The organism is Streptomyces afghaniensis, assembly GCF_044327915.1.
GTDB lineage: Bacteria > Actinomycetota > Actinomycetes > Streptomycetales > Streptomycetaceae > Streptomyces > Streptomyces afghaniensis.
Genome location: NZ_JBIRGJ010000001.1, coordinates 944,418 through 965,933 on the forward strand (window position 1 = coordinate 944,418; position 21,516 = coordinate 965,933).

The window sequence follows — 21,516 nt, forward strand, 5'->3', positions numbered from 1 at the left end:
TCAGCGGGGGAGTGCGCGCGCGTACCGCACCTCCGGGACCACGACACCGTCCACCTCGAAGGGTTCCTCGGCGCCGTCCGCGTGGAAGCCGGCCCGTTCGTAGAAGCGGCGAGCCCGGCCGTTCTCCTTGAGGACCCACAGGAGCAGACGGCCGTGGCCCGCGGCCGCGCAGCGCGCGACGGACTCCGCGAGGAGGGCCTGCCCCGCGCCGCGTCCCACCTGCCCGGGGTGGACGTAGACGGCATACAACTCGGCGTCGGCGGTGCGGAGTTCACCGTCCCGGTACGGCCCGTGGCAGGCCCAGCCCACGACATCGCCGCCGGTGTCCTCGGCGACCAGGTTCACCACGCTCCCGTCGGCCTGGGCCAGGTGCACGCGATGACGCTCGGCGTCCTCCGCGACGCTGAGCCCGTCCAGGTGGGACTGCGGTATCAGCCCCCGGTACGCGCTCTGCCAGCCGCGGACGCGGATCTCCGCGACGCGGTCGCAGTCGGCGAGCGTCATCTCCCGTATCAGGAGCTTCCGTGTTCTGGTCGACTCATTCATGGGCCCATGGTGGGCCACGGCCGAGATCGCCTCCGCCATCAGGCAATCGAAGGCTGCGCGACGGAGGTTTCCCCGGCCGCACCCGTGCTCTCAGCCGCGGAAGCCGAGCAGGCGGTGCAGTGTCGAGCCGCGGGCGGACATCGACGCCGCCTTCGACGTCAGCGGCTTGGGGTCCGGCAGGGCGTCGCACACCGCATCCCGCGTGCCGAGGCCGCGCGGCACGGTGCCGTCGGACAGGTAGGCCGCCAGGTACTTGTCCAGGCAGGCGTTCCCGCTCAGCGTGATGCCGTGGTTGCCACCGCCCTGCTCGACCACCAGGCTGGAGCCCGCGAGCAGCTCGTGGACGGTGACGCCGCCCTCGTAGGGAGTGGCCGCGTCGTTCGTCGCCTGGAAGAGCAGTGCCGGCGGCAGCTTGCCGTTGGCGATGCTCATCGGCTGGGCCGAGTCGGTCGGCCAGAACGCGCACGGCGCGTTGTACCAGGCGTTGTTCCAGGTCATGAACGGCGCCTTCTCGTACGCCGCCCAGTTGTCCTTGCGCCACTGGTGCCAGTCGCGCGGCCAGAAGGCGTCCCGGCACTGCACCGAGGTGTAGATGCTGTAGCTGTTGTCGTCGGCGGCGTCGACCGCGCCGAAGTGCTTGTACACCTCGACCAGCGGGCCGGTGTTCTTGTGGTTCACGTACGCCGCGAACGCCTCCGCCAGGTAGGGCCAGTAGCCGTTGTAGTAGCTGCCCGGGACGAAGGTGTCCTCCAGCTCCGAGGCGCCTACCTTGCCACCCGCCGGATTCCTGGCGAGGGCCGCCCGCATCGCGTACCAGGCGGCTTCGATCTTCTCCGGATCGGTGCCGAGCCTGTATCGCGCGTCGTACTTGGCGACCCAGGCCATGAAGGCGCGGTGGCGGTCGTTGAAGGCGTGGTCCTGGTTGAGGTTGGCGGCGTACCACACGTCGGTGGGGTCGGCGATCGAGTCCAGGACCAGGCGCCGGACCCGCTGCGGGTACAGCTTGGCGTAGACCGAGCCCAGGTAGGTGCCGTACGAGTAGCCGAAGTAGTTGATCTTCCTGGCGCCCAGTGCCTGCCGGATCGCATCGATGTCGTGCGCGGCGCTGACCGTATTGATGTGCGGCAGCAGATGCCCGTACTTCTTGGTGCAGGCGGCGGCGAAGGACTTGGCGCGGGCGAGGTTGGCCCGCTCGGCCTCGGGCGTGGCCGGTACGGAGTCCGGGCGCACGGGGCCGAAGTGGCCCGGCTTGCAGTCGAGGGCGGGCTTGCTCGCGCCCACTCCGCGCGGGTCGAAGCCGATGATGTCGTACTGAGCCGCGACCTCCTTGGGCAGCGAGTTCGCGACGAAACCGGCGAGCGTCAGACCGTCGCCGCCGGGACCGCCGGGGTTGACCAGCAGCGGGCCCTGGAACTTCGCGGCGGTGTGCGGGACACGGGACAGCGCGAGGGTGATCTGCCGACCGCGCGGGTTCGCGTGGTCGAGCGGCACCTTGAGGGACGCGCACTGGAGCATCGGATAGTCGGTGGTGCCGCACTTCTTCCAGGTGGGTTTCACAGGGCGAAAGGTCTTTGCGGAGTGCGGTGCGCTCGCCTCGGCGGGCACGGCCGTAAGGCTCCCGGCCAGCGCGACGGCGGCGCCGCACAGCACGGCTGCGCGTGTTCTCATGGAGTCCTTCCAGGACGGAGGGCGCGGGCCGCGGGGTTCACGGTCCTCGCCGATTCGTCCCGGCAAGCGGCTCTGGAAGAACGTGTTCCGTCAAGACTTGACCCGATTGGGTCGCTGGATGCGCTCGAACGCTCCTATATGAGCGACAGTTGGGTCGGCTCGGACGTCGGTGGCTCGGCCGGTTCGGGCGGCCGGATCCGGCGCGGCGTCTGCGCGCGCGAGGGCCCGATGCCGTACTCCTCAGCCAGCTCGTGCACCTGACGGGTGATCCGGCGCTGGTACCACTTCGGGGCGTAGGAGCCCTCCGCGTACAGCCGCTGATAGCGAGGCACCAGGTGCGGGTGGTGCTGCTCCAGCCAGGCCATGAACCACTCGCGGGCGCCGGGCCGCAGATGCAGCACCAGCGGGGTGACGGAGGTGGCGCCGGAGGCCGCGATCGCCCGCACGGCGGCCCGCAGTTGGGCCGGCTGGTCGCTCAGGAACGGGATCACCGGTGCCATCAGTACACCGCAGCCGATGCCGTGCTCGCCGAAGGTCCGTACGACCTCCAGGCGCCGCTCGGGCGCGGGCGTGCCCGGCTCGACGGTGCGCCAAAGCTCCTGGTCCGTGAAGCCGACCGAGACGGAGATGCCGACGTCGGTCACCTCCGCGGCCTGCTTGATCAGGTCCAGGTCGCGCAGGATGAGCGTGCCCTTGGTCAGGATCGAGAAGGGGTTCGCGTGGTCGCGCAGGGCCGAGATGATGCCCGGCATCAGGCGGTAGCGGCCCTCGGCGCGCTGGTAGCAGTCCACGTTCGTGCCCATCGCGATGTGCTCGCCCTGCCAGCGGCGCGAGCCGAGCTGGCGGCGCAGCAGCTCGGGCGCGTTGATCTTGACCACGATCTGGGAGTCGAAGCCCAGGCCCGTGTCGAGGTCGAGATAGCTGTGCGTCTTGCGTGCGAAGCAGTACACACACGCGTGTGAGCAGCCGCGATAGGGGTTGACCGTCCACTGGAACGACATCCGGGAGACCGCCGGCACCCGGTTGATGATCGAGCGGGCCCGGACCTCGTGGAAGGTGATCCCACGGAACTCCGGCGTGTCGAAGGTGCGGGTGGTCACGGCGTCCGCGCCGAACAGCGCGGCGTCGGCCCGGCTGTGTTCGGAGTCCTCGGTGAGGTTGTCCCAGCGCATGACGCCTCCTCGGTAGCACTGCCCACAGAATAGAACACATGTTCCCTTGATCGTGCGAGGGTGTTTTCCGAACGTGTTCGACCGGGTTGGGCGACCCCGATTTGGGGGGCCGGGCAGCGGGGTGGTTGGCTTGCCCCCAACCCCCGAGAACCCATGTCCTGGAGGAAAGCGATGGCGCAGGTCGAGGCCACTACGGAGCGGATCGTCGCGGCGGACGCGGAGACGGTGTTCGACGCCCTCGCCGACTACAGCGGCACGCGCGCGAAGCTGCTGCCCGAGCAGTTCAGCGAGTACGAGGTCCGGGAGGGCGGTGACGGCGAGGGCACCCTCGTCCACTGGAAGCTCCAGGCCACCAGCAAGCGGGTGCGCGACTGCCTCCTGGAGGTCAGCGAGCCCACCGACGGCGAGCTGGTCGAGAAGGACCGCAACTCCTCCATGGTCACCACCTGGCGGGTCACTCCGGCCGGCGACGGCAAGTCCCGGGTGGTCGTGACCACCACCTGGACCGGCGCCGGCGGCATCGGCGGCTTCTTCGAGAAGACCTTCGCGCCCAAGGGTCTCGGCCGGATCTACGACGCGCTGCTCGCCCGGCTCGCCGCCGAGGTCGAGAAGTAGCCTCCCCAAGGCTCAAACGCCCAGGGGCCGTTGTGCCCCTCACCGGTTCGAGTGATCTCCGTACGGCTCGCTCCTGTGCCGTAACTCGTCGCGCTTGCTCGTAGTTGTCGCTTTTACGTGGGAATTGTGCGGCAGCGCGACGAGGGGAGCGGTAGGTGGGCGGGATCACTCTGGCGCAGGACGAACCGGCGGTGGCACCTCCCGGACCTCCCGCGCCACCACAAGCCCCGGCCGCCGAACTGAGCCCGCGCCGGGTGCGGTTGGTCTTCCTCGCGCTCCTTCTGGCCCTGCTCCTGGCCGCCCTGGAGCAGATGATCGTCGCCACCGCGCTCCCGAAGATCGTCGGTGAGCTGCACGGCCTGGACCGGATGTCCTGGGCGATCACCGCCTACCTGCTCACCGCGACCGTCGGACTGCCGGTCTACGGCAAGCTGGGCGACCTGCTCGGCCGCAAGGGCGTCTTCCAGTTCGCGATCGTCGTCTTCGTCGTCGGCTCCGCGCTCGCGGGCCGGGCGCAGACCATGGACCAGCTCATCGCCTTCCGCGCCCTCCAGGGCGTCGGCGCGGGCGGGCTCATGATCGGTGTTCAGGCGATCATCGCGGACATCGTGCCCGCCCGGCAGCGCGGCCGCTACATGGGCCTGATCGGCGCCGCCTTCGGCCTCGCGTCCGTGGCCGGACCCCTGCTCGGCGGCTACTTCACCGACCACCTCTCCTGGCGCTGGTGCTTCTACGTCAACGTGCCCTTCGGCCTGGTCACCCTGGTCGTCGTCGCCATCGCGCTGAAGTTGCCGAAACCGGCACGCAAGGCCCGGCTGGACCTCCTCGGCGCGCTGCTGCTGACCGCCGCCTCCACCTGCCTGGTCCTGCTGACCAGCTGGGGCGGCACGGAGTACGCCTGGGACTCGCGCATGATCCTCGGCCTCGGCGCGGGGGCGGCCGTGGCGGCCGTCCTCTTTCTCGTCACCGAGCACTTCGCCGCCGAACCCCTCATCCCGCTGCGGCTGTTCAGGGACTCCGTGTTCAACGTCACCGGCCTGGTGGGCCTGGTGATCGGAGCCGGGCTGTTCGGCGCCGCCAGCTATCTGCCGACCTACCTCCAGATGGTCGACGGGGCCTCCGCCACCGAGTCGGGCCTGCTCATGCTGCCCATGACGGCGGGCATCGTCGGCGCCTCGGTCATCGCCGGGCAGCTCATCAGCCACACCGGCCGCTACAAGGCCTACCCGATCCTCGGCTGCGCCCTCTCCGTCGCCGGCATGTGGCTGCTGTCCCGCCTCGACGCCGACACGCCCCGGCTGCACTACAGCATCTGGACGGCCGTCCTCGGCGCGGGCATCGGCATGGTGATGCCGGTCCTGATCCTCGCCGTGCAGAACTCCGTGCGCCCCGCCGACCTCGGCACCGCCACCAGCGCCAACAACTACTTCCGGCAGATCGGCGGCAGTGCCGGAGCCGCCGTCTTCGGCGCGCTCCTCGCCGACCGGCTCGCCGACGCCCTGACCGAGAGCCTTCCCGGGCGTGCGCGCACCGGACTGCCGGACACCGAGTCCATCACCCCGCAGCTCGTGCACGCCCTGCCCCCGGAGCTGCGCGACGGCTACATCCGGGCGCACGCCGACGCCATGCCGCGGATCTTCCTCTACCTGGTGCCGGTGCTGGTCCTCGGGCTGGTCATCGCCTTCTTCCTCAAGGAGAAACCCCTGGTGTCCCACAACGCCTCCGCCACCGACCCGGACACGGCGCCGGGGACCACCTCGATCCCGCAGGCGCGCGCCGCGTACGCCCCCGGCGTCCCCGTGTGCGGCTCGGTGCAGCACCACGACGGGACCGTCGTGCCCCGCGCCGCCCTCACTCTCATCGACGTCACCGGGCAGCAGACCGGACGCGGCGCGAGCGGCGAGGACGGACGCTACGCGCTGGCCACACCGGGCCCCGGCGCCTACGTGCTGATCGCCGCCGCGGGCGGCCACCAGCCGCAGGCGGTCTCCGTGACCGTCGGCGAGCGCCCCGTCGAACTGGACATCGTCCTCGGCGGCGCCGGGAACCTCGTGGGCAGCGTGGTCACCGCCGACGGCACGCCGGTACGGGACGCCGGCGTCACCCTCACCAATGCGCACGGCGAGGTCGTGGCCACCACCCGCAGCGGCCGCGAGGGCGGCTACGTCATCACCGATCTGGTGGCCGGCGAGTACACCCTCGCCGCCAGCGCCCCCGCGTTCCGCCCGGCCGCACTGCCCGTCACCGTGCAGGCCGCCCGCGAGACCCGCCGGGACATCGAACTGGCCGGCGGCGCCGTCCTGCGCGGCACCGTCCGGGCGGGCGGCGGCCGGCCTGTGGAGGACGCGCGGGTGACGCTGCTCGACGTGGCGGGCAACGTCGTCGACACCCTCACCACCGGGCCTGACGGCACGTACCGGTTCGTCGACCTGTCCTCCGGCGAGTACACCGTCATCGCGGCCGGTTACCCGCCCGTCGCCACCGTGCTCCAGGTGGCCGGAGGCGGCCGCACGGAGCGGGACCTCCAGCTGGGACACGAGGACTGAACCGCACCGGCGCGCGGGGTCGCACGCCGGTGCGAACCCCGCGCGAGGAATTCCCCCATTGCCGCACATGGCAACCGGCGGTCGCCGTACGGTGGTGACGCCGGCACAGATCTTGCGGATCCGTGGGGAGAGAGGGCCTGGGCCATGGACCGTGACACCGAGAGGGACCAACCCGCCGCCCCCGCAGCCGGGCACCGCACGGTGACGGAAGCCGGCGAGCCCGGCCGGGTCCCCCTGGCCGTGGTCGTCATCGACCGCGAAGGCCTCGTGTCGCACTGGAGCACCGGCGCACGGCGCCTGTTCGGCGTCCCCAAGGACGAGGCCATCGGCCGCCCGGCCCTCGACCTGCTCCCCGTCTCCGGCGCACTCCCCGAGGACCAGGACACCGCCCTTCACGGGGCCCACGACGGACTCGGCCCCGGCCTCGGAGCGTCCCTCGACGGCGGGCTGTCCTACCCGGCGGCGGGCCGCGCCCGGCTCACCGCACCCGGCAGCGACCGGGTCGACGTCCTGTGGTGGGCCTACCCCTTGGTCGGCCCCGGACCCGAGCGGCTGCTCGTGCTGGCCGCCGACGCGGACGGGCTGCGCGCCGGCGGCACCGACGGGGCGGTCGAGCGGATCGCGCCCGGCTTCGCGCTGCACACCGACTTCCCCGGGTCGGAGGACCTCGCCCGCCGGCTCCCCGAGATCCTGCCCAGCATGAGCGTCGGCGAGAGCGCCCGCATCGTCGCGCAGGTCCTCGAACTCGGTTACCCCGTCCTGGAGTTCAGCAAGAACGAGCGGGTGCCCGTCACGCCCGACTGGGGCGTCGCCCGGCGCGCCGAGCGCAAGGCACGCCGGGAACGGGCCGCGCGGGCCCTGGCCGCCGGCGAGCCCGTCCCGCAGGAGCTGCGGGACGAGGGCGAGGACCTCGAGTACGCCGCCGTCCGCGAGCGCCTGGAGTTCCTCAACGAGGTCAGCGGCCGCATCGGCACCTCCCTCGACCTGTCCCGCACGATCCTCGAGGTCAGCAGGGCCGTCGTGCCCCGCTTCACCGACGTCGCCGGGACCTACCTGCGCGAACAGGTCGTCGCCGGCGAGGGGTTCCCCGAGGGCGTGCCCGACACGACGACCATGTGGCACCGGGTCGCCGTCGAGCACACCGACGAACCCGGCCGCTGGGACGACGTCGTGCCCGTCGGCGAGGCCATGCCGTTCCCGGCGCACACGCCGTTCTTCCAGTGCATGACGACCGGCGAGCCCGTGCTCGTGCCGCGCATCAGCGAGGAGATGGGCCACGCCATCGCCGCGCAGTTCGAGAAGCGCGACATCCGGCCGCTCATCACGGGCCGCTCCATGCTGATCGTCCCCCTGAAGGCCCGCCACGTCGTGCTGGGCTTCATGATCCTGCTGCGGCACCCGGAACGGCCGGTCTTCAACGACATGGACCGTGTCACCGGCGCCGAACTCGCCGCCCGCGCCGGCCTCGTGCTCGACAACGCGCGCATGTACACCTACCAGGAGAACGTCGCCGAGACGCTCCAGGACAGCATGCTGCCGCACATCCCGCCCCGCATGGCCGGCTGTGACATCGCCACCCGCTATCTGCCGGGCACGCTGCTCGGGCGGATCGGCGGCGACTGGTTCGACGCGGTGAAGCTGCCCGGCGGCCGCACCGCGTTCGTCGTCGGCGACGTCATGGGCCACGGGCTGAACTCGGCCGCCATGATGGGCCAGTTGCGCACGGCCGTGCAGACCATGGCCGGGCTCGACCTGCCGCCCGCCCAGCTGCTGCGCAACCTCGACGACCTCGCCCAGCGCCTCGGCGACACCTACCTCGCGACCTGCCTGTACGCCGTGTACGACCCGATCGCGAGCGAACTGCACCTCGCCAACGCCGGTCACATCCCGCCCGTCCTGGTCCGCGCCGACGACGGGCGCAGCGAACTGCTCGACCTGCCCACCGGAGCGCCCATCGGCGTCGGCGGGGTGCCCTTCGAGGCGGTACGGGTGCGCGTGGGGCCCGGCGACCGGCTGGTGATGTGCACCGACGGGCTGGTCGAGGTGCGCGGCGAGGACATCGGCGTGGGTCTCGCGACCCTGTGCGCATCCGCCGCCCACCCGGCCGCCTCGATGGACGACGCCTGCGACACGATCATCAGGTCCCTCAACACGTGTGGCGGCCGCAAGGACGACGTGGCGCTGCTGATGGCCCGCCTGAACGGCATCGAACCGGACGACGTGGCCGAGTGGCGGCTCGCCCTCGACCCGTCCGAGGTCGGCCGGGCCCGCGCGGTGGTCCGCGAGCAACTGCACGACTGGGGCCTGGCGAAGCTGGTCGCGCCCGCCGAGCTGATGGTCAGCGAACTCGTCACCAACGCCGTACGGTACGCGCACGCCCGCCCCGTCGAACTGCGCCTGGTCCGCGGCGACACCCTGCTGTGCGAGGTGGACGACGACGACCACGAGCTGCCGACGCTGCTCGGCACGGGCCCGCTCGACGACGTCGGGCGCGGTCTGCGGGTCGTCAGCACGCTGTCCCGCGAGTGGGGCACCAGCCGGACCAAGGCCGGCAAGACGGTCTGGTTCGAGCTCACCCTGCCGCGCCGCTGAACACCACCGCGTCGACACCCTGGGGAGTTGGGCAATGAGCGTGACGAGTCGGTACCGGGCGGCCTGGGAGGGGTTCTGGCGGGAGGCGTCCGACGAACCGGGGGCGGTGATGTGGGACGCCGAGCCGGCCGTGACCGTCGGCCCGCATCTCGCCCTGTTCGAACCGCACCTGGCCGATCCCGCGCTGCCGCTGGTGGATCTCGGCTGCGGCAACGGCACCCAGACCCGCTTCCTCGCCGACCGCTTCCCCCGGGTCGTGGGCGCCGACCTGTCCGCCGCGGCCCTCGACCACGCCCGGCGGGCCGACCCGGCGGGGCAGGCGGCGTACCGGCAGCTGGACGCCGCCGACAAGAGCGCGGCGCAGGCCCTGCACGCGGAGCTCGGCGACACCAACGTCTACATGCGGGGCGTCCTGCACCAGTGCGAGCCGGACGACCGGCAGCCGCTGGTGGACGGGATCGCCACACTGGTCGGCGACCGGGGCCGGGCCTTCCTCGTGGAGCTCTCGGGGGCGGCCAAGTCCGTGCTGACGGGGCTGGCGAGCGGTCCGGCCGGTCCGCCGCCCAAGCTCGCGCCCGTGTTCCGGCACGGCCTCGCACCCGGTGAGGTCTCCGACGAGGCCGTACCCGAATACCTGCGCTCGGCCGGTCTCGCCGTCCTGGCGGGCGGCGAACTGCCCCTGGTGACCACGGAGTTCCACTCCGACGGCAGGCGTATCGAGCTGCCGTCGAGGTGGCTGGTGGCGGGGCGTACGGCCTGAGGCGGACGGTCAGCGGTCCGGGCCGCCCAGCCGGTCGGCCAGGCACGCCAGGTACAGGGCCATGGCCGTCCGGTGCTCGCGCAGCGGGCGGCCGGTGAGCTGCTCGATCTTGTTCATGCGGTAGACGACGGTGTTGCGGTGGATGTGCAGCGCGGCGGAGGCCCGTACGAGGTTGAAGCCGCTCTCGCACCAGGCGGTGATCGTGTCGCGCAGGACCGGCCAGTCCGGCTGCTGCCGCAACCGTGCGGCGGTCAGGTCCAGCAGCCGGGTGCGGGCGGACTGGCTCACCGCCGCCAGGAGCTGGTGGACCCGCAGATCGCCGATCGAGTGGACGGTGGAGCCGCCGTCCACCCGGGCGCCCAGGCGCAGCGCGTCGCAGGCGTCCTGGTAGGAGTCGTGCAGACCGCCGACGGACGTGGCCGGTTCGCCGATGCCGGCGCGGGCGGTGAGCCCGTCCTGGGCGGCGATGACGTCCGTGACGCGGCGGCAGTCGGCGGCCGGAGCGTCCGCCGGGGCCCGGGCCGGCAGCCGGTGCAGGACACCGATCCAGCCGGGAGCCGTGCCCGCGACGATGTCCTGCGGGTCGGCGAAGACGTCGCGGACCGTACGCAGCAGCTCCGAGCGGACCAGTGCCACGTCCCGCGCCCGGCCGCCCCGGCGCGCACCCGGGTCCGGCACGGTCACCTCGAAGGCCACCGCGACCCGGCGCAGCCGCAGGTCGAAGCCGAGGTCGGCGGCCCGGAACAGCAGGAGGTCGCCCTCCACGACCAGCGGGTCGTACGCGGCGATGTCGGTGAGCAGTTTCTCGGCCGCCCGCTCGGCGAGCAGCCGGGAGCGCAGCATCACCGACTCCCGGATCAGGATCTCCGTCTGCCGCTTCACCAGCAGCCCGAAGCGGCCCACCTGCGCGGGGGTGCCGGTGATCCCGACGGTCCCCACCGCCCGCCCGTCCGTGACCAGGGGCAGGGTGATCCCGGGCCGGACCCCGCGCAGCGACTGGGCCTGTGACGCATTGTGCGTGGCCGGTTCCTTGGTGCGGACGACCTCGACGGACGCCTCGTGGAAGGTGCCGACGCGGCTGCTGTCGCCGCTGCCGATGACCATGCCCTCCGCGTCGGTGATCAGCACGTTGAAGCCGATGACCGCGGAGGTGTCCCCGGCGATCTCCTGCGCGAGTGACGGGCTCAGCATGGGCGATTCCTCCCGCCAGGGGCGGTCCGGGTTGGACGCACCGTACAGGGGAGGCGGGGATTCATGCGACAAGTTCGTACGAAGTGAACGGTGACGCGCGGCGGGCCTGTGCCTAGCGTATGGGCCTCACCACCTCCCCGCCGGGTGCACGGTGTCCGGTGAATCGGCGGGATCCTTCAGCACCGAGACGGAAGGCCCGAGCCGATGATCCGTGTGCGCTCGCTCGCTCTCGCTTTGTCCGCGATGCTCCTGATGTCCACCGCCGCCTGCGGCTCGGGCGGGGACGACGCCCCGAAGAACGTGTCCGCCGAGACCGCCGCACTGGGCACGCTCACGCCCGGCGTCCTCAAGGTCGCCGTCCAGCCCTACGCCCCCTACACCAGCGTCCAGGGGGGCAGAGTCGTCGGACTCGACGGCGACATCCTCGCCTACGCCGCCAAGAAGCTGGGCCTGAAGGTCGAGCCCGAGGTGACCGACTTCGCCGGCATGCTCGCCGGGGTGCAGTCCCGCCGGGTCGACATCACCATCGGCGGCGTCGCCTGGTCCGCCGACCGGCAGCAACAGGGGCTGTTCACCGACCCGCCCTACTACTCGCCCCCGGCGATGGCCGTCCGCAGCGGCAAGTCGTACAAGACGGTCGGTGACCTGGAGGGCCTGAACCTGGGCACCGTCGAGGGCTACGTCTGGGTCAAGTCCATCCAGGCCGTGCCAGGAGCCGAGCTGCACGCCTACCCCGACGCCAACGGCGTCTTCGACGACCTGGGCGCGGGCCGGGTCGACGTCGGCTTCCTCGACCCGCTGATCATCATCGCGGCGCAGAAACAGCGTCCGGAGCTGAAGATCGACACCCAGTACCTGACGCCGCCGACCGCCGCGCAGGTGAAGGCCAAGCCCGCCTACGCGTACTTCCAGCCGTACCAGACCGGCTTCTACCTGCCGAAGAAGGCCACCAAGCTGGAGCGGGCGATCTCCGCGCAGATCGACGCCATGTACGAGAACGGCGAGCTGGACAAGCTCGTCCGCAAGTACGGCGGTGACCCGGAACAGTTCCTCGTGCCCGCCGCCGACGTCGCCACGGCACGCCGCGGCGTGGACCGGCCCAAGGACTGGACGCCCCCGTCCATCGCCCAGTGAAAGCCCAGTGAAAGCAGCCGCCATGTCCGGTCTCTTCGAGGTTCCCTGGTCCGACTACCGGCCCGATCTGATCGCCGCGCTCGGACGCACCGTGTCCTACACGGCCGCCGGCTTCGCTGGGGCGGTGCTGCTCGGCCTGGCCGTGGCGCTGCTGCGGCTCAGCAGGGCCTGGCCGGCGCGCGCCCTCGCCGCCGTCTACACCGAGGTGTTCAAGAACGTCCCGCTGCTCGCCATCATCTTCCTGACCTACTTCGGTCTCGCCTCGGCCGGGATCCGGCTCGACGTCTTCACGGCCGGCTGCCTCAGCCTGGTCGTCTTCTACGCCGCCTACCTGTCCGAGATCTTCCGCGCCGCGATCAGCGGCGTGCACGCCGGGCAGACCGAGGCCGGTGAGGCCCTGGGGATCGGCAGGACCGGCATCTTCGGCCACATCGTGCTGCCGCAGGCCCTCCGGCTGGCCCTGCCCGGCACCAACACCATGCTGGTCGACCTGCTCAAGTCCACCTCGCTGCTGGTCACCGTCTCCGCCGCCGAGCTGATGTCCGAGGGGCGGCTCATCACCTCGGCCACCTTCCGGGCCCTGGAGGTGTACCTGGTCATCGCGGCGATCTACTTCGCCCTGTGCTACCCGCTGTCCCAGCTGCTGCTGCTCCTGGAGCGCAAGGTCCGGTCCGGAGTGCCCCTGTCGCCGTGGCGACGGCGGCGGCTGCGGGCGGCCCGTGCCCTGCTGGCCGCCGAGCCGGCCGCCGCCGTTCCCGTGAAGGAGGTTTCCGCATGACCGAGTCAGTGGCCGCGGCGACGCCCGCCGCCCGGGCCTCCGCCCAGGCCGTCATACGGATCGAGGGGCTGTGCAAGTCCTTCGACGGCCGGCTCGTCCTCGACCGGGTACACCTGGAGGTCGGCCGGGGCAGCATCGTCAGCGTCATCGGGCAGAGCGGGGGCGGCAAGACGACCCTGATGCGCTGCGTGAACCTGCTGGAACGCCCCGACCGGGGCACCGTCGAAGTCGCCGGGGAGACCGTCCATCAGGACGGCCGCATGGTCTGCCGCGACCTTCCCCGGCTGCGCCGCACGGTCGGCATGGTCTTCCAGCGGTTCCATCTGTTCCCGCACCTGACCGCCGTGGAGAACGTGGTGCTCGCGCAGCGCAAGGCGGGCGTGCCCGAACCGCAGGCCCTGGAGCGGGCCGTGGCGCTGCTGCGCCGGGTCGGGGTGGCCCACCGTGCCCTCGCCCAGCCAGAGCAGCTCTCCGGCGGTGAACAGCAGCGCGTCGCCATCGCGCGGGCCCTCGCCCTCAGGCCCGAGGTGCTGCTCTTCGACGAGCCCACCTCCTCCCTGGACCCCGAGGCGACCCGGGAGGTGCTGAGCGTGATGCGCGAACTGGCCGCCGACGGGATGACGATGCTGCTCGTCACCCACGAACTGCCCTTCGCCCGGGAGGTGTCCGACCACGTCGTGTTCGTCGACGGCGGCCGGATCGTGGAGGAGGGCCGGCCCGAAGACGTCCTGGACACCCCTGCCGAGGCCCGGACCAGGGAGTTCCTCGCGTCGTACGGGAACGCGTCGTGAGCGCCGTGTCGGCCACGGCGGACCCGGTCGTGGTCGTGGGCGGCGGTGTCGTGGGGCTGTGCACGGCGTACTACCTGGCCGCCGCGGGGCTGCCGGTGGAGGTGGTCGAGCGGCGCCGGCTCGGGTCCGGGGCGTCGCGGGGCAACGCCGGCTGGGTCTGCCTCAGCCACTCGACGCCGGTGCCGGCCCCGGGCGTGGTGCGCTACGCCCTGCGCTCGCTCGGCCGCCCCGACTCCCCGCTCTACCTGCGGCCGCTTCCGGACCCGGCGTTCGTACGGTGGCTGTGGCGGTTCTGGCGCAGCAGCACCCCGGCCGTCTTCCGGCGCGGCTACGGGGCGATCGCCGAGCTGAACCGCGACACCTTCCCCCTGTTCGACGGGCTGCGCGAGGCCGGTGTGGACACCACGCTGACCCGGCCCGGGATGGTGCACGCCTTCCTGTCGCCGGCCGAGGCCCGCCACCACCTCGCGCTGCAGCGGGAGATGGCGGACGGGCACTACCCCGTGCCCGACGACATCGTCACGGGCACCGAGGCGCACCTGCTGGACGAGGCGCTGTCACCGGCCGTGCGCGCGGCCTACCTCGTCGCGGGGGAGGGGGTGGTCGACCCGGAGGCGTTCGCGCGTGCCCTCGGCGAGGCACTGGCCGCCTCGGGTGTGAAGATCCATGAGAACGCCGAGGTCACCGGGTTCCGGACGGCTGGCGGCCGGGTCACCGCCCTGCGCACCGCCGACACCGAGCTGCCCTGCGGGGCGGTCGTCGTCGCCGCCGGCATGCGCTCGCCGGATCTGCTCGGGTTCCTGGGGCACCGTCTGCCCCTCCAGGCGGGCAAGGGCTACAGCTTCTCGGTGGACCTGGATCCGGCGCCCCGGCACACGCTGTATTTCGGCGAGCGCCGGGCCGTCGCCTCGCCGATCGGCGGCACCACGCGGATCGGCGGCACGATGGAGCTCAGCGGCAACAACAACCGCCTCGACTGGCGCCGCATCGTCGCGGTCGCCCTCGCGAGCCGGCACTACCTGGGCCGCTGGTTCGACGACCCGGACGACCTGGTCGGCCTGATCCGGGACCCATGGGTCGGCGGACGGCCGTTCCTCCCCGACGGGCTCCCGGTAATCGACCGCGTCCCGGGGCACGACAACGCGTTCGCGGCGACCGGCCACGGCATGCTGGGGGTCACCCTGGGCCCGGTCACCGGGCACCGGCTCGCCGAGTACGTCGTCACCGGACGGCGGCCCGAGGCCCTCGTGCCCTTCGGCTTCGACCGGCTGCGGAGCTGAGCGCGCCGCGGTCTGGTGGGCGGGGTTTTTGTCGGTGTACGGTCACCCATGCCCGGTCCGTGCACCTGCCTCGTCCCCCGGAGGACAGTCATGCCGTTGCCCTGGTTACGGATGCTTCTCGCGTCGACGGCGGCGCTGGCGCTGGCCGGCCCGCCCGCGGTCGCCACCGCCGCCCCACCGGACGAGGACGCCGTGCGCGCGAGCGTGCACACCGCCGGGCGGGTCAAGGACACCGGAGACGCGCTCCAGTACAGCTGGCCCGGCGTGTACTTCGAAGGCCGGTTCCGCGGCACCGGCGTCGGCGTCGTGCTCGACGACCCGGCCGCTGACTACGACGTCCAGATCGACGGAGCAACCGTCGCGACCCTCGTCACGCCGGGCAGAACCACCCACTGGGTCAACGGCCTGCGCGACGGCGTGCACACCGTCCGGCTCGTCAAACGCAACGACACCCCCTGGAGCACCAGCTCCTTCGGCGGCTTCGTCGCCGCGCCCGGCGGCGCCGTCCTCACCGGGCCGGCCGCGCGCAGCCGCCAGATCGAGTTCATCGGCGACTCCCTCACCGTGGGCTACGGCAACCTCTCGGCCTCCCGCGACTGCACCAGCGAGCAGCTCAAGCGCACCACGAACGCCGACGTGAGCTACGGCGCCCTCACCGCCCGGCGGCTGCGCGCCGACTACCAGATCAACGCGTACTCGGGCCTGGGCATGGTCCGCAACTACAACGGCGGGACGCCGGAGGTGAACTACCGCAGCTTCTACGACCGTGCCCTGCTGAACGTGCCCGGCGACGTCTGGCAGAACCCGGGCACCTGGCGGCCGCAACTGGTGGTGGTCCACCTCGGCACCAACGACTTCTCGACCCCCGTCAACCCCGGCGAGCCGTGGACCGGCGAAAGCCTCGCCGCCGCCTACCGGAGCGCCTACAGCGGCTTCCTCCACAAGCTCCGGACGCGCTACGGGCCGGGGACGACCATCCTGGCCGTCGGCGCCGGCCCGTTCGCCGGACACGTCCAGCAGGTGGTCGAGGAACGCACGGGCGCGGGCGACCGCCGGGTCCGCTACTGGCGCCTCGACGACACGGGCCTGGACTACACGGGCTGCCACTGGCACTACTCGGCCCGAGACGACCGGCTGCTCGCCGACCGTCTCACCTCGTTCGTCACCGACCTGCCGATACGGTGGTGACATGTCGTAGCCGGTTGCGCCCGCAGCGCGTAACGTGACGAACCATGAAGATCTCCATCCGGGGGGACGGCTCGTCATGAGAATCCTCATCAGCGCCGACATGGAGGGCGCCACCGGCGTCACCTGGCCCGACGACGTGCTGCCGGGCGCCTCGCAGTGGGAACGCTGCCGTTCGCTCTTCACCTCGGACGTCAACGCCGCCGTGCTCGGCTTCTACGACGGCGGCGCGGACGAGGTGATCGTCAACGAGGCGCACTCGACCATGCGCAATCTGCTGCTGGAGCAGCTGGACGAACGGGCCCAGCTGCTCACCGGGCGGCACAAGGCGCTGTCCATGGTGGAGGGCGTGCAGCACGGCGACGTGGACGGCATCGCGTTCGTCGGCTACCACGCGGGCGCCGGCATGGAGGGCGTCCTCGCGCACACCTACCTCGCGAACCAGATCACCGGCGTGTGGCTGAACGACGTACCGGCGAGCGAGGGCCTGCTCAACGCCGGTGTCGTCGCCGAGTTCGGGGTGCCGGTCGTGCTGGTCACCGGGGACGACGTCACCTGCGAGGACGCGCTCGGGTACGCGCCCGAGGCGCTGAAGGTCGCCGTGAAGGACCACGTCTCGCGGTACGCGGCGGTGTGCCGCACGCCCGCCAGGACCGCGGCCGACATCCGGGCGGCGGCCAAGGAGGCGGCTTCACTGGCCGTGCGTCACGAACCCGTGCGCGGCGGCCCGTTCACCGTCGCCGTCGAGTTCGACGCCGAGCACCTGGCCATGGCCGCCACCGTCGTGCCGGGTGTCGAGCGGATCGGGCAGCGGAAGGTGGCCTACACCAGCGAGACCATGTACGAGGGCATCCGCGCCTTCAAGGCGGTCACCACGATCGTCTCGGCCGCGGTGGAGGAGCAGTATGGCTGAGCAGCCGGACGGGCAGGCGCTGGACGAGGTCGTGACGTTCACGTCCGACCTGATCCGGATCGACACCACCAACCGGGGCGGGGGCGACTGCCAGGAGCGGCCCGCCGCCGAGTACGCCGCCGCGCGGCTCGCCGAGGCCGGCATCGAGCCGACGCTCCTGGAGCGCACCAAGGGCCGCACCAACGTCGTCGCCCGCGTCGAGGGCACCGACCCCTCGGCCGACGCGCTGCTGCTCCACGGCCATCTGGACGTCGTACCCGCCGCGGCCGCCGACTGGAGCGTGCACCCGTTCTCCGGGGAGATCCGCGACGGGGTCGTCTGGGGACGCGGCGCCGTCGACATGAAGAACATGGACGCGATGATCCTCGCCGTGCTCCGCGGCTGGGCACGCCAGGGTGTCCGCCCCCGGCGGGACGTCGTCATCGCGTTCACCGCCGACGAGGAGGCCAGCGCCGAGGACGGCTCCGGATTCCTCGCCGACGAACACGCCGCGCTGTTCGAGGGCTGCACCGAGGGCATCAGCGAATCGGGCGCCTTCACCTTCCACGACGGCGCCGGACGGCAGATCTACCCCCTCTCGGCCGGTGAGCGGGGCACCGCCTGGCTCAAGCTCACCGCGCGCGGCCGGGCCGGGCACGGCTCCAAGGTGAACAAGGACAACGCGGTCACCCGCCTCGCCGCCGCGATCACCCGGATCGGCGAGCACGAGTGGCCGCCGCGGCTGACCCCGACCGTGCGCGCCGCGCTCACCGAACTCGCCGCGCTGTACGGCATCGAGCCCGACCTGACCGACGTGGACCGGCTGCTCGACAAGCTCGGACCGGCCGCCGGGCTCGTCGAGTCGACCATCCGCAACAGCGCCAACCCGACCATGCTGGACGCCGGTTACAAGATCAACGTGATTCCGGGGGAGGCGGTGGCGCACGTGGACGGCCGTTATCTGCCCGGCGGGGAGGACGAGTTCCGCGCCACCCTCGACCGGCTCACCGGGCCGGACGTGGACTGGGAGTTCCACCACCACGAGGTGGCCCTCCAGGCGCCCGTGGACTCGGCGACCTTCGCCCGGATGCGGGCCGCCGTCGAGGAGTTCGCCCCGGAGGGACACGTGGTGCCGTTCTGCATGCCCGGCGGCACGGACGCCAAGCAGTTCTCCCGCCTCGGCATCACCGGCTACGGCTTCACACCGCTGAAGCTGCCGGAGGGCTTCGACTACTGGGGCATGTTCCACGGCGTCGACGAGCGGGTCCCGGTCGAGGCGCTGCACTTCGGCGTCCGCGTGCTCGACCGGTTCCTGCGGACGGCCTAGGGGAGTGGCGAAGACGGTGCGGACACTGCCGTACGGGGCGTGGCCCTCGCCCATCGACGCGGCCCTGGCCGCCGCGCACGACGGGCATCCGGAGTACGTGGGGTTCGTCGGCGACGAGGTGTGGTGGACCGAGCCGCGCCCGGCCGAGGGCGGACGGCGCACCCTGGTGCGGCGGCACGCCGACGGCACGGAGGAGTCGCTGCTGCCCGCGCCGTGGAACGTGCGCAGCCGGGTCATCGAGTACGGCGGACATCCCTGGGCCGCACTCCCGCAGGAGAACGACCCGCTGGTGGTGTTCGTGAACCACGCCGACCAGCGGCTGTACCGGTACGAGCCGGGCGGCGAGCCGCGCCCGCTCACGCCCGTGTCCGACGTGGGCGCGGGCCTGCGCTGGGCCGAGCCGCGACTGCGGCCCGAGCGGGGCGAGGTGTGGTGTGTGCTGGAGGAGTTCACCGGCGCCGGACCCACCGATGTGCGCCGCGTCCTGGCCGCCGTACCGCTGGACGGCTCCGCCGCCCGGGACCGGGCGGCCGTACGCGAACTCACCGACGACCGGCACCGGTTCGTGACCGGAGCGCGGCTGTCACCCGACGGGCGGCGGGCGGCCTGGCTCGCCTGGGACCATCCGCGCATGCCGTGGGACGGCACCGAACTGCTCCTCGCCGACGTCGGCCCCGACGGCACCCTGCACGGCGCCCGGACCGTGGCGGGCGGGCCCGGCGAGTCCATCGCGCAGGCCGACTTCACCCACGACGGGCGCCTGCTGTACGCGAGCGACCGCAGTGGCTGGTGGAACCTCCACCTCGACGGGGACCCGCTGTGCCCACGCGAGGAGGAGTTCGGCGGGGCGCTGTGGAAACTGGGCATGCGATGGTTCGCGCCGCTCGACAGCGGCCTGATCGCCGTCGTGCACGGCCGGGGCGCCACCGCCCTCGGCATCCTGGACCCGGAGACCGGCGAGGTCGTCGACGCGGCCGGGCCCTGGACCGAGTTCGCCGCCACCCTCGCGGCGCACGGCGAGCGGGTCGTGGCCGTCGGGGCCAGCCCGCGCAGCGCCTACGAGGTCGTCGAGCTGGACGCACGCACCGGCCACGCCCGGGTCGTCGGCGCCGAGCACGACGACGCAGTGGATCCCGCGTACTACCCCGAGCCGCAGATCCGCACCTTCACCGGACCCGACGGACGCGACATCCACGCCCACATCTACCCGCCGCACCACCCCGGCTGCGTCGCCCCCGCCGACGAGCTGCCGCCGTACGTCGTCTGGGCGCACGGCGGGCCCACCAGTCGCGCGCCGCTCGTGCTCGACCTGGAGATCGCCTACTTCACCTCGCGCGGCATCGGCGTCGCCGAGGTCGACTACGGCGGCTCCACGGGATACGGCCGCGCGTACCGCGAACGGCTGCGCGAGCAGTGGGGCGTGGTCGACGTCGAGGACTGCGCGGCCGTCGCCCTGGCCCTCGCCGACGAGGGCACCGCCGACCGCGACCGGCTCGCCGTCCGGGGCGGCAGCGCGGGCGGCTGGACCGCGGCCGCCTCGCTCACCACGACCGGCGTCTACGCCTGCGGCACGATCAAGTACCCCATCCTCGACCTCACCGGCTGGGGCACGGGCGAGACGCACGACTTCGAGTCGCGGTACCTGGAGAGCCTGATCGGGCCGCTCGCCGACGTGCCCGCGCGCTACACGGAGCGCTCGCCCGCCACCCACGCAGACCGCCTGCACGTGCCGTTCCTGCTGCTCCAGGGCCTGGACGACGTGATCTGCCCGCCCGTCCAGTGCGAGCGGTTCCTGGCCCGGCTCGGCAACCGGCCGGTGCCGCACGCCTACCTCGCCTTCGAGGGGGAGGGGCACGGGTTCCGGCGGGCGGAGACCATGGTGCGCGCCCTGGAAGCCGAACTCTCCCTGTACGCCCAGGTGTTCGGACTGAAGCCGCCCGGCGTCCCGAGACTGGAGCTCAAGAAGTGAGACCCCTGCTGCGACCGCCCCGACTCGCCCCCGGCGCCCGCGTGGCCGTCGTCGCGCCCAGCGGGCCCGTGCCCGAGGAGCGGCTCCAGGCCGGGCTCGACGTCCTGCGCGGCTGGGACCTCGACCCGGTGGTGGCGCCCCATGTGCTCGGCCGCCACCGGGAGTTCGACTATCTGGCCGGTACGGACGCCCAGCGGGCCGCCGACCTCCAGAACGCCTGGTGCGACCCGGCCGTCGCCGCCGTGCTGTGCGCCCGGGGCGGATACGGGGCGCAGCGCATGGTGGACCTGCTCGACTGGGACGCGATGCGGGCGGCGGGCCCGAAGGTGTTCGCCGGGTTCAGCGACATCACCGTCCTGCACCAGGCGTTCGCCACCCGCCTGGGACTGGTCACCCTGTACGGCCCGGCGGCGGCCGGTGTCGACTTCCTCAAGAACGCCCGGGCGCAGGAACACCTCCGGTCGACCCTCTTCGAGCCCGAGTCCGTGCGGACCGTCACCGCGGTGCCCCCGGGCGGCACCGCGCTGGTGCCCGGGCGGGCCCGGGGCGTCACGCTGGGCGGCTGCCTCAGCCTGCTCGCGAGCGACCTCGGCACCCCGCACGCCCTCGCCGGCGCCCGGGGCGGGCTGCTGCTGATCGAGGACGTGGGCGAGCGCCCTTACCGCGTCGACCGGTATCTGACCCAACTCCTGCGCGCCGGCTGGCTGGACGGAGTCGCCGGGATCGTGCTCGGCTCCTGGGCGGCGTGCGGCCCGTACGAGGAGCTGCGCGCGGTGCTCGCCGACCGGCTCGGCGGCCTCGGCGTCCCGGTCGTGGAGGAGTTCGGGTTCGGGCACGGCGAGGGCGCACTGACGATGCCCCTCGGTGTTCCGGCCGAACTGGACGCCGAGATAGGCACGTTGACGCTCGACGTGCCGGCCCTGAGCTGAGCCCGCCGCTACTGAAACCCTGTCAAGAAACCCCCGTTTCGGTGATTGACGCCCCCTGACACGTGTCACAACATGACTACCGACCAGTACCTACTGGTCGGTATCCGGGTTGTCCAAGTTGTCGTCGTTGCCGTCACCCCT

The 21,516-nt window shown here is 72.4% G+C and carries 17 protein-coding genes; 13 read left to right on the top strand and 4 right to left on the bottom strand.

The features are described 5' to 3' along the window. From ACH4G3_RS03845 to ACH4G3_RS03855, 3 genes are all read right to left on the bottom strand, one after another. On the bottom strand, positions 1-546 hold the full coding sequence (locus tag ACH4G3_RS03845) for a GNAT family N-acetyltransferase (RefSeq protein ID WP_397622928.1): 546 nt from the start codon (positions 544-546) through the stop codon (positions 1-3). Positions 547-636: 90 nt separating this feature from the next. Beyond that, positions 637-2,214 carry an alpha/beta hydrolase gene (locus tag ACH4G3_RS03850; RefSeq protein WP_397622929.1) on the bottom strand — a complete coding sequence of 526 codons (1,578 nt, stop codon included), beginning with the start codon at positions 2,212-2,214 and terminating at the stop codon, positions 637-639. Positions 2,215-2,348: 134 nt separating this feature from the next. Further along, a complete protein-coding gene (locus ACH4G3_RS03855) occupies positions 2,349-3,386 on the bottom strand; it encodes an Rv2578c family radical SAM protein (protein WP_020276618.1) in 1,038 nt (345 codons plus the stop codon). Between the two features lie 171 nt (positions 3,387-3,557). Between ACH4G3_RS03855 and ACH4G3_RS03860 the strand changes: the two genes are divergently transcribed. The 4 genes from ACH4G3_RS03860 (at position 3,558) to ACH4G3_RS03875 (ending at position 9,899) form a co-directional block, all read left to right on the top strand. After that, positions 3,558-4,001 carry an SRPBCC family protein gene (locus tag ACH4G3_RS03860; protein WP_020276619.1) on the top strand — a complete coding sequence of 148 codons (444 nt, stop codon included), beginning with the start codon at positions 3,558-3,560 and terminating at the stop codon, positions 3,999-4,001. Between the two features lie 155 nt (positions 4,002-4,156). Beyond that, a complete protein-coding gene (locus tag ACH4G3_RS03865; protein WP_397622930.1) occupies positions 4,157-6,547 on the top strand; it encodes an MFS transporter in 2,391 nt (796 codons plus the stop codon). A 144-nt stretch (positions 6,548-6,691) separates the two neighbouring features. Then, the gene (locus ACH4G3_RS03870) at positions 6,692-9,139 is read left to right on the top strand and encodes an ATP-binding SpoIIE family protein phosphatase (RefSeq protein WP_397622931.1); all 2,448 of its coding nucleotides are present in this window, start codon (positions 6,692-6,694) and stop codon (positions 9,137-9,139) included. A 34-nt stretch (positions 9,140-9,173) separates the two neighbouring features. Continuing rightward, on the top strand, positions 9,174-9,899 hold the full coding sequence (locus tag ACH4G3_RS03875) for a class I SAM-dependent methyltransferase (RefSeq protein WP_397622932.1): 726 nt from the start codon (positions 9,174-9,176) through the stop codon (positions 9,897-9,899). Between the two features lie 9 nt (positions 9,900-9,908). On the opposite strand, the gene ACH4G3_RS03880 is transcribed toward ACH4G3_RS03875, so the two are convergent. After that, positions 9,909-11,090, bottom strand: a complete 1,182-nt coding sequence (locus ACH4G3_RS03880; protein ID WP_397622933.1) for a CdaR family transcriptional regulator — start codon at positions 11,088-11,090, stop codon at positions 9,909-9,911. A 204-nt stretch (positions 11,091-11,294) separates the two neighbouring features. On the opposite strand from ACH4G3_RS03880, the gene ACH4G3_RS03885 reads away from it, so the two are divergent. From ACH4G3_RS03885 to ACH4G3_RS03925, 9 genes are all read left to right on the top strand, one after another. After that, a complete protein-coding gene (locus ACH4G3_RS03885; protein ID WP_397622934.1) occupies positions 11,295-12,224 on the top strand; it encodes a substrate-binding periplasmic protein in 930 nt (309 codons plus the stop codon). Positions 12,225-12,246: 22 nt separating this feature from the next. Next, positions 12,247-13,002, top strand: coding sequence for an amino acid ABC transporter permease (locus ACH4G3_RS03890; protein ID WP_397622935.1), 756 nt, complete (start codon positions 12,247-12,249; stop codon positions 13,000-13,002). Next, on the top strand, positions 12,999-13,793 hold the full coding sequence (locus tag ACH4G3_RS03895; protein WP_397622936.1) for an amino acid ABC transporter ATP-binding protein: 795 nt from the start codon (positions 12,999-13,001) through the stop codon (positions 13,791-13,793). Before ACH4G3_RS03890 ends, ACH4G3_RS03895 begins: the two co-directional genes overlap by 4 nt. Beyond that, the gene (locus ACH4G3_RS03900) at positions 13,790-15,073 is read left to right on the top strand and encodes an NAD(P)/FAD-dependent oxidoreductase (RefSeq protein WP_397622937.1); all 1,284 of its coding nucleotides are present in this window, start codon (positions 13,790-13,792) and stop codon (positions 15,071-15,073) included. Before ACH4G3_RS03895 ends, ACH4G3_RS03900 begins: the two co-directional genes overlap by 4 nt. 90 nt (positions 15,074-15,163) lie before the next feature. Continuing rightward, complete coding sequence (locus tag ACH4G3_RS03905; RefSeq protein WP_397622938.1) at positions 15,164-16,261, top strand: SGNH/GDSL hydrolase family protein; 1,098 nt, start codon at positions 15,164-15,166, stop codon at positions 16,259-16,261. 76 nt (positions 16,262-16,337) lie between these two features. Beyond that, on the top strand, positions 16,338-17,171 hold the full coding sequence (locus ACH4G3_RS03910) for a M55 family metallopeptidase (protein ID WP_397622939.1): 834 nt from the start codon (positions 16,338-16,340) through the stop codon (positions 17,169-17,171). Beyond that, a complete protein-coding gene (locus tag ACH4G3_RS03915) occupies positions 17,164-18,477 on the top strand; it encodes a M20/M25/M40 family metallo-hydrolase (RefSeq protein WP_397622940.1) in 1,314 nt (437 codons plus the stop codon). The genes ACH4G3_RS03910 and ACH4G3_RS03915 overlap by 8 nt, the downstream gene beginning before the upstream one ends. Positions 18,478-18,481: 4 nt before the next feature. Continuing rightward, entirely contained in the window at positions 18,482-20,446 is a 1,965-nt protein-coding gene (locus ACH4G3_RS03920; RefSeq protein ID WP_397622941.1) for a S9 family peptidase, read from the top strand. Beyond that, a complete protein-coding gene (locus ACH4G3_RS03925; protein ID WP_397622942.1) occupies positions 20,443-21,375 on the top strand; it encodes a S66 peptidase family protein in 933 nt (310 codons plus the stop codon). Before ACH4G3_RS03920 ends, ACH4G3_RS03925 begins: the two co-directional genes overlap by 4 nt. The last annotated feature ends 141 nt before the right edge of the window (positions 21,376-21,516 follow it).

Bases quoted from the DNA above. Each gene is read 5' to 3' on its own strand.
- ACH4G3_RS03845 (WP_397622928.1), bottom strand. From the start codon at position 546: ATGAATGAGTCGACCAGAACACGGAAGCTCCTGATACGGGAGATGACG.
- ACH4G3_RS03850 (WP_397622929.1), bottom strand. From the start codon at position 2,214: ATGAGAACACGCGCAGCCGTGCTGTGCGGCGCCGCCGTCGCGCTGGCC.
- ACH4G3_RS03855 (WP_020276618.1), bottom strand. From the start codon at position 3,386: ATGCGCTGGGACAACCTCACCGAGGACTCCGAACACAGCCGGGCCGAC.
- ACH4G3_RS03860 (WP_020276619.1), top strand. From the start codon at position 3,558: ATGGCGCAGGTCGAGGCCACTACGGAGCGGATCGTCGCGGCGGACGCG.
- ACH4G3_RS03870 (WP_397622931.1), top strand. From the start codon at position 6,692: ATGGACCGTGACACCGAGAGGGACCAACCCGCCGCCCCCGCAGCCGGG.
- ACH4G3_RS03875 (WP_397622932.1), top strand. From the start codon at position 9,174: ATGAGCGTGACGAGTCGGTACCGGGCGGCCTGGGAGGGGTTCTGGCGG.
- ACH4G3_RS03880 (WP_397622933.1), bottom strand. From the start codon at position 11,090: ATGCTGAGCCCGTCACTCGCGCAGGAGATCGCCGGGGACACCTCCGCG.
- ACH4G3_RS03885 (WP_397622934.1), top strand. From the start codon at position 11,295: ATGATCCGTGTGCGCTCGCTCGCTCTCGCTTTGTCCGCGATGCTCCTG.
- ACH4G3_RS03890 (WP_397622935.1), top strand. From the start codon at position 12,247: ATGTCCGGTCTCTTCGAGGTTCCCTGGTCCGACTACCGGCCCGATCTG.
- ACH4G3_RS03895 (WP_397622936.1), top strand. From the start codon at position 12,999: ATGACCGAGTCAGTGGCCGCGGCGACGCCCGCCGCCCGGGCCTCCGCC.
- ACH4G3_RS03905 (WP_397622938.1), top strand. From the start codon at position 15,164: ATGCCGTTGCCCTGGTTACGGATGCTTCTCGCGTCGACGGCGGCGCTG.
- ACH4G3_RS03910 (WP_397622939.1), top strand. From the start codon at position 16,338: ATGAGAATCCTCATCAGCGCCGACATGGAGGGCGCCACCGGCGTCACC.
- ACH4G3_RS03915 (WP_397622940.1), top strand. From the start codon at position 17,164: ATGGCTGAGCAGCCGGACGGGCAGGCGCTGGACGAGGTCGTGACGTTC.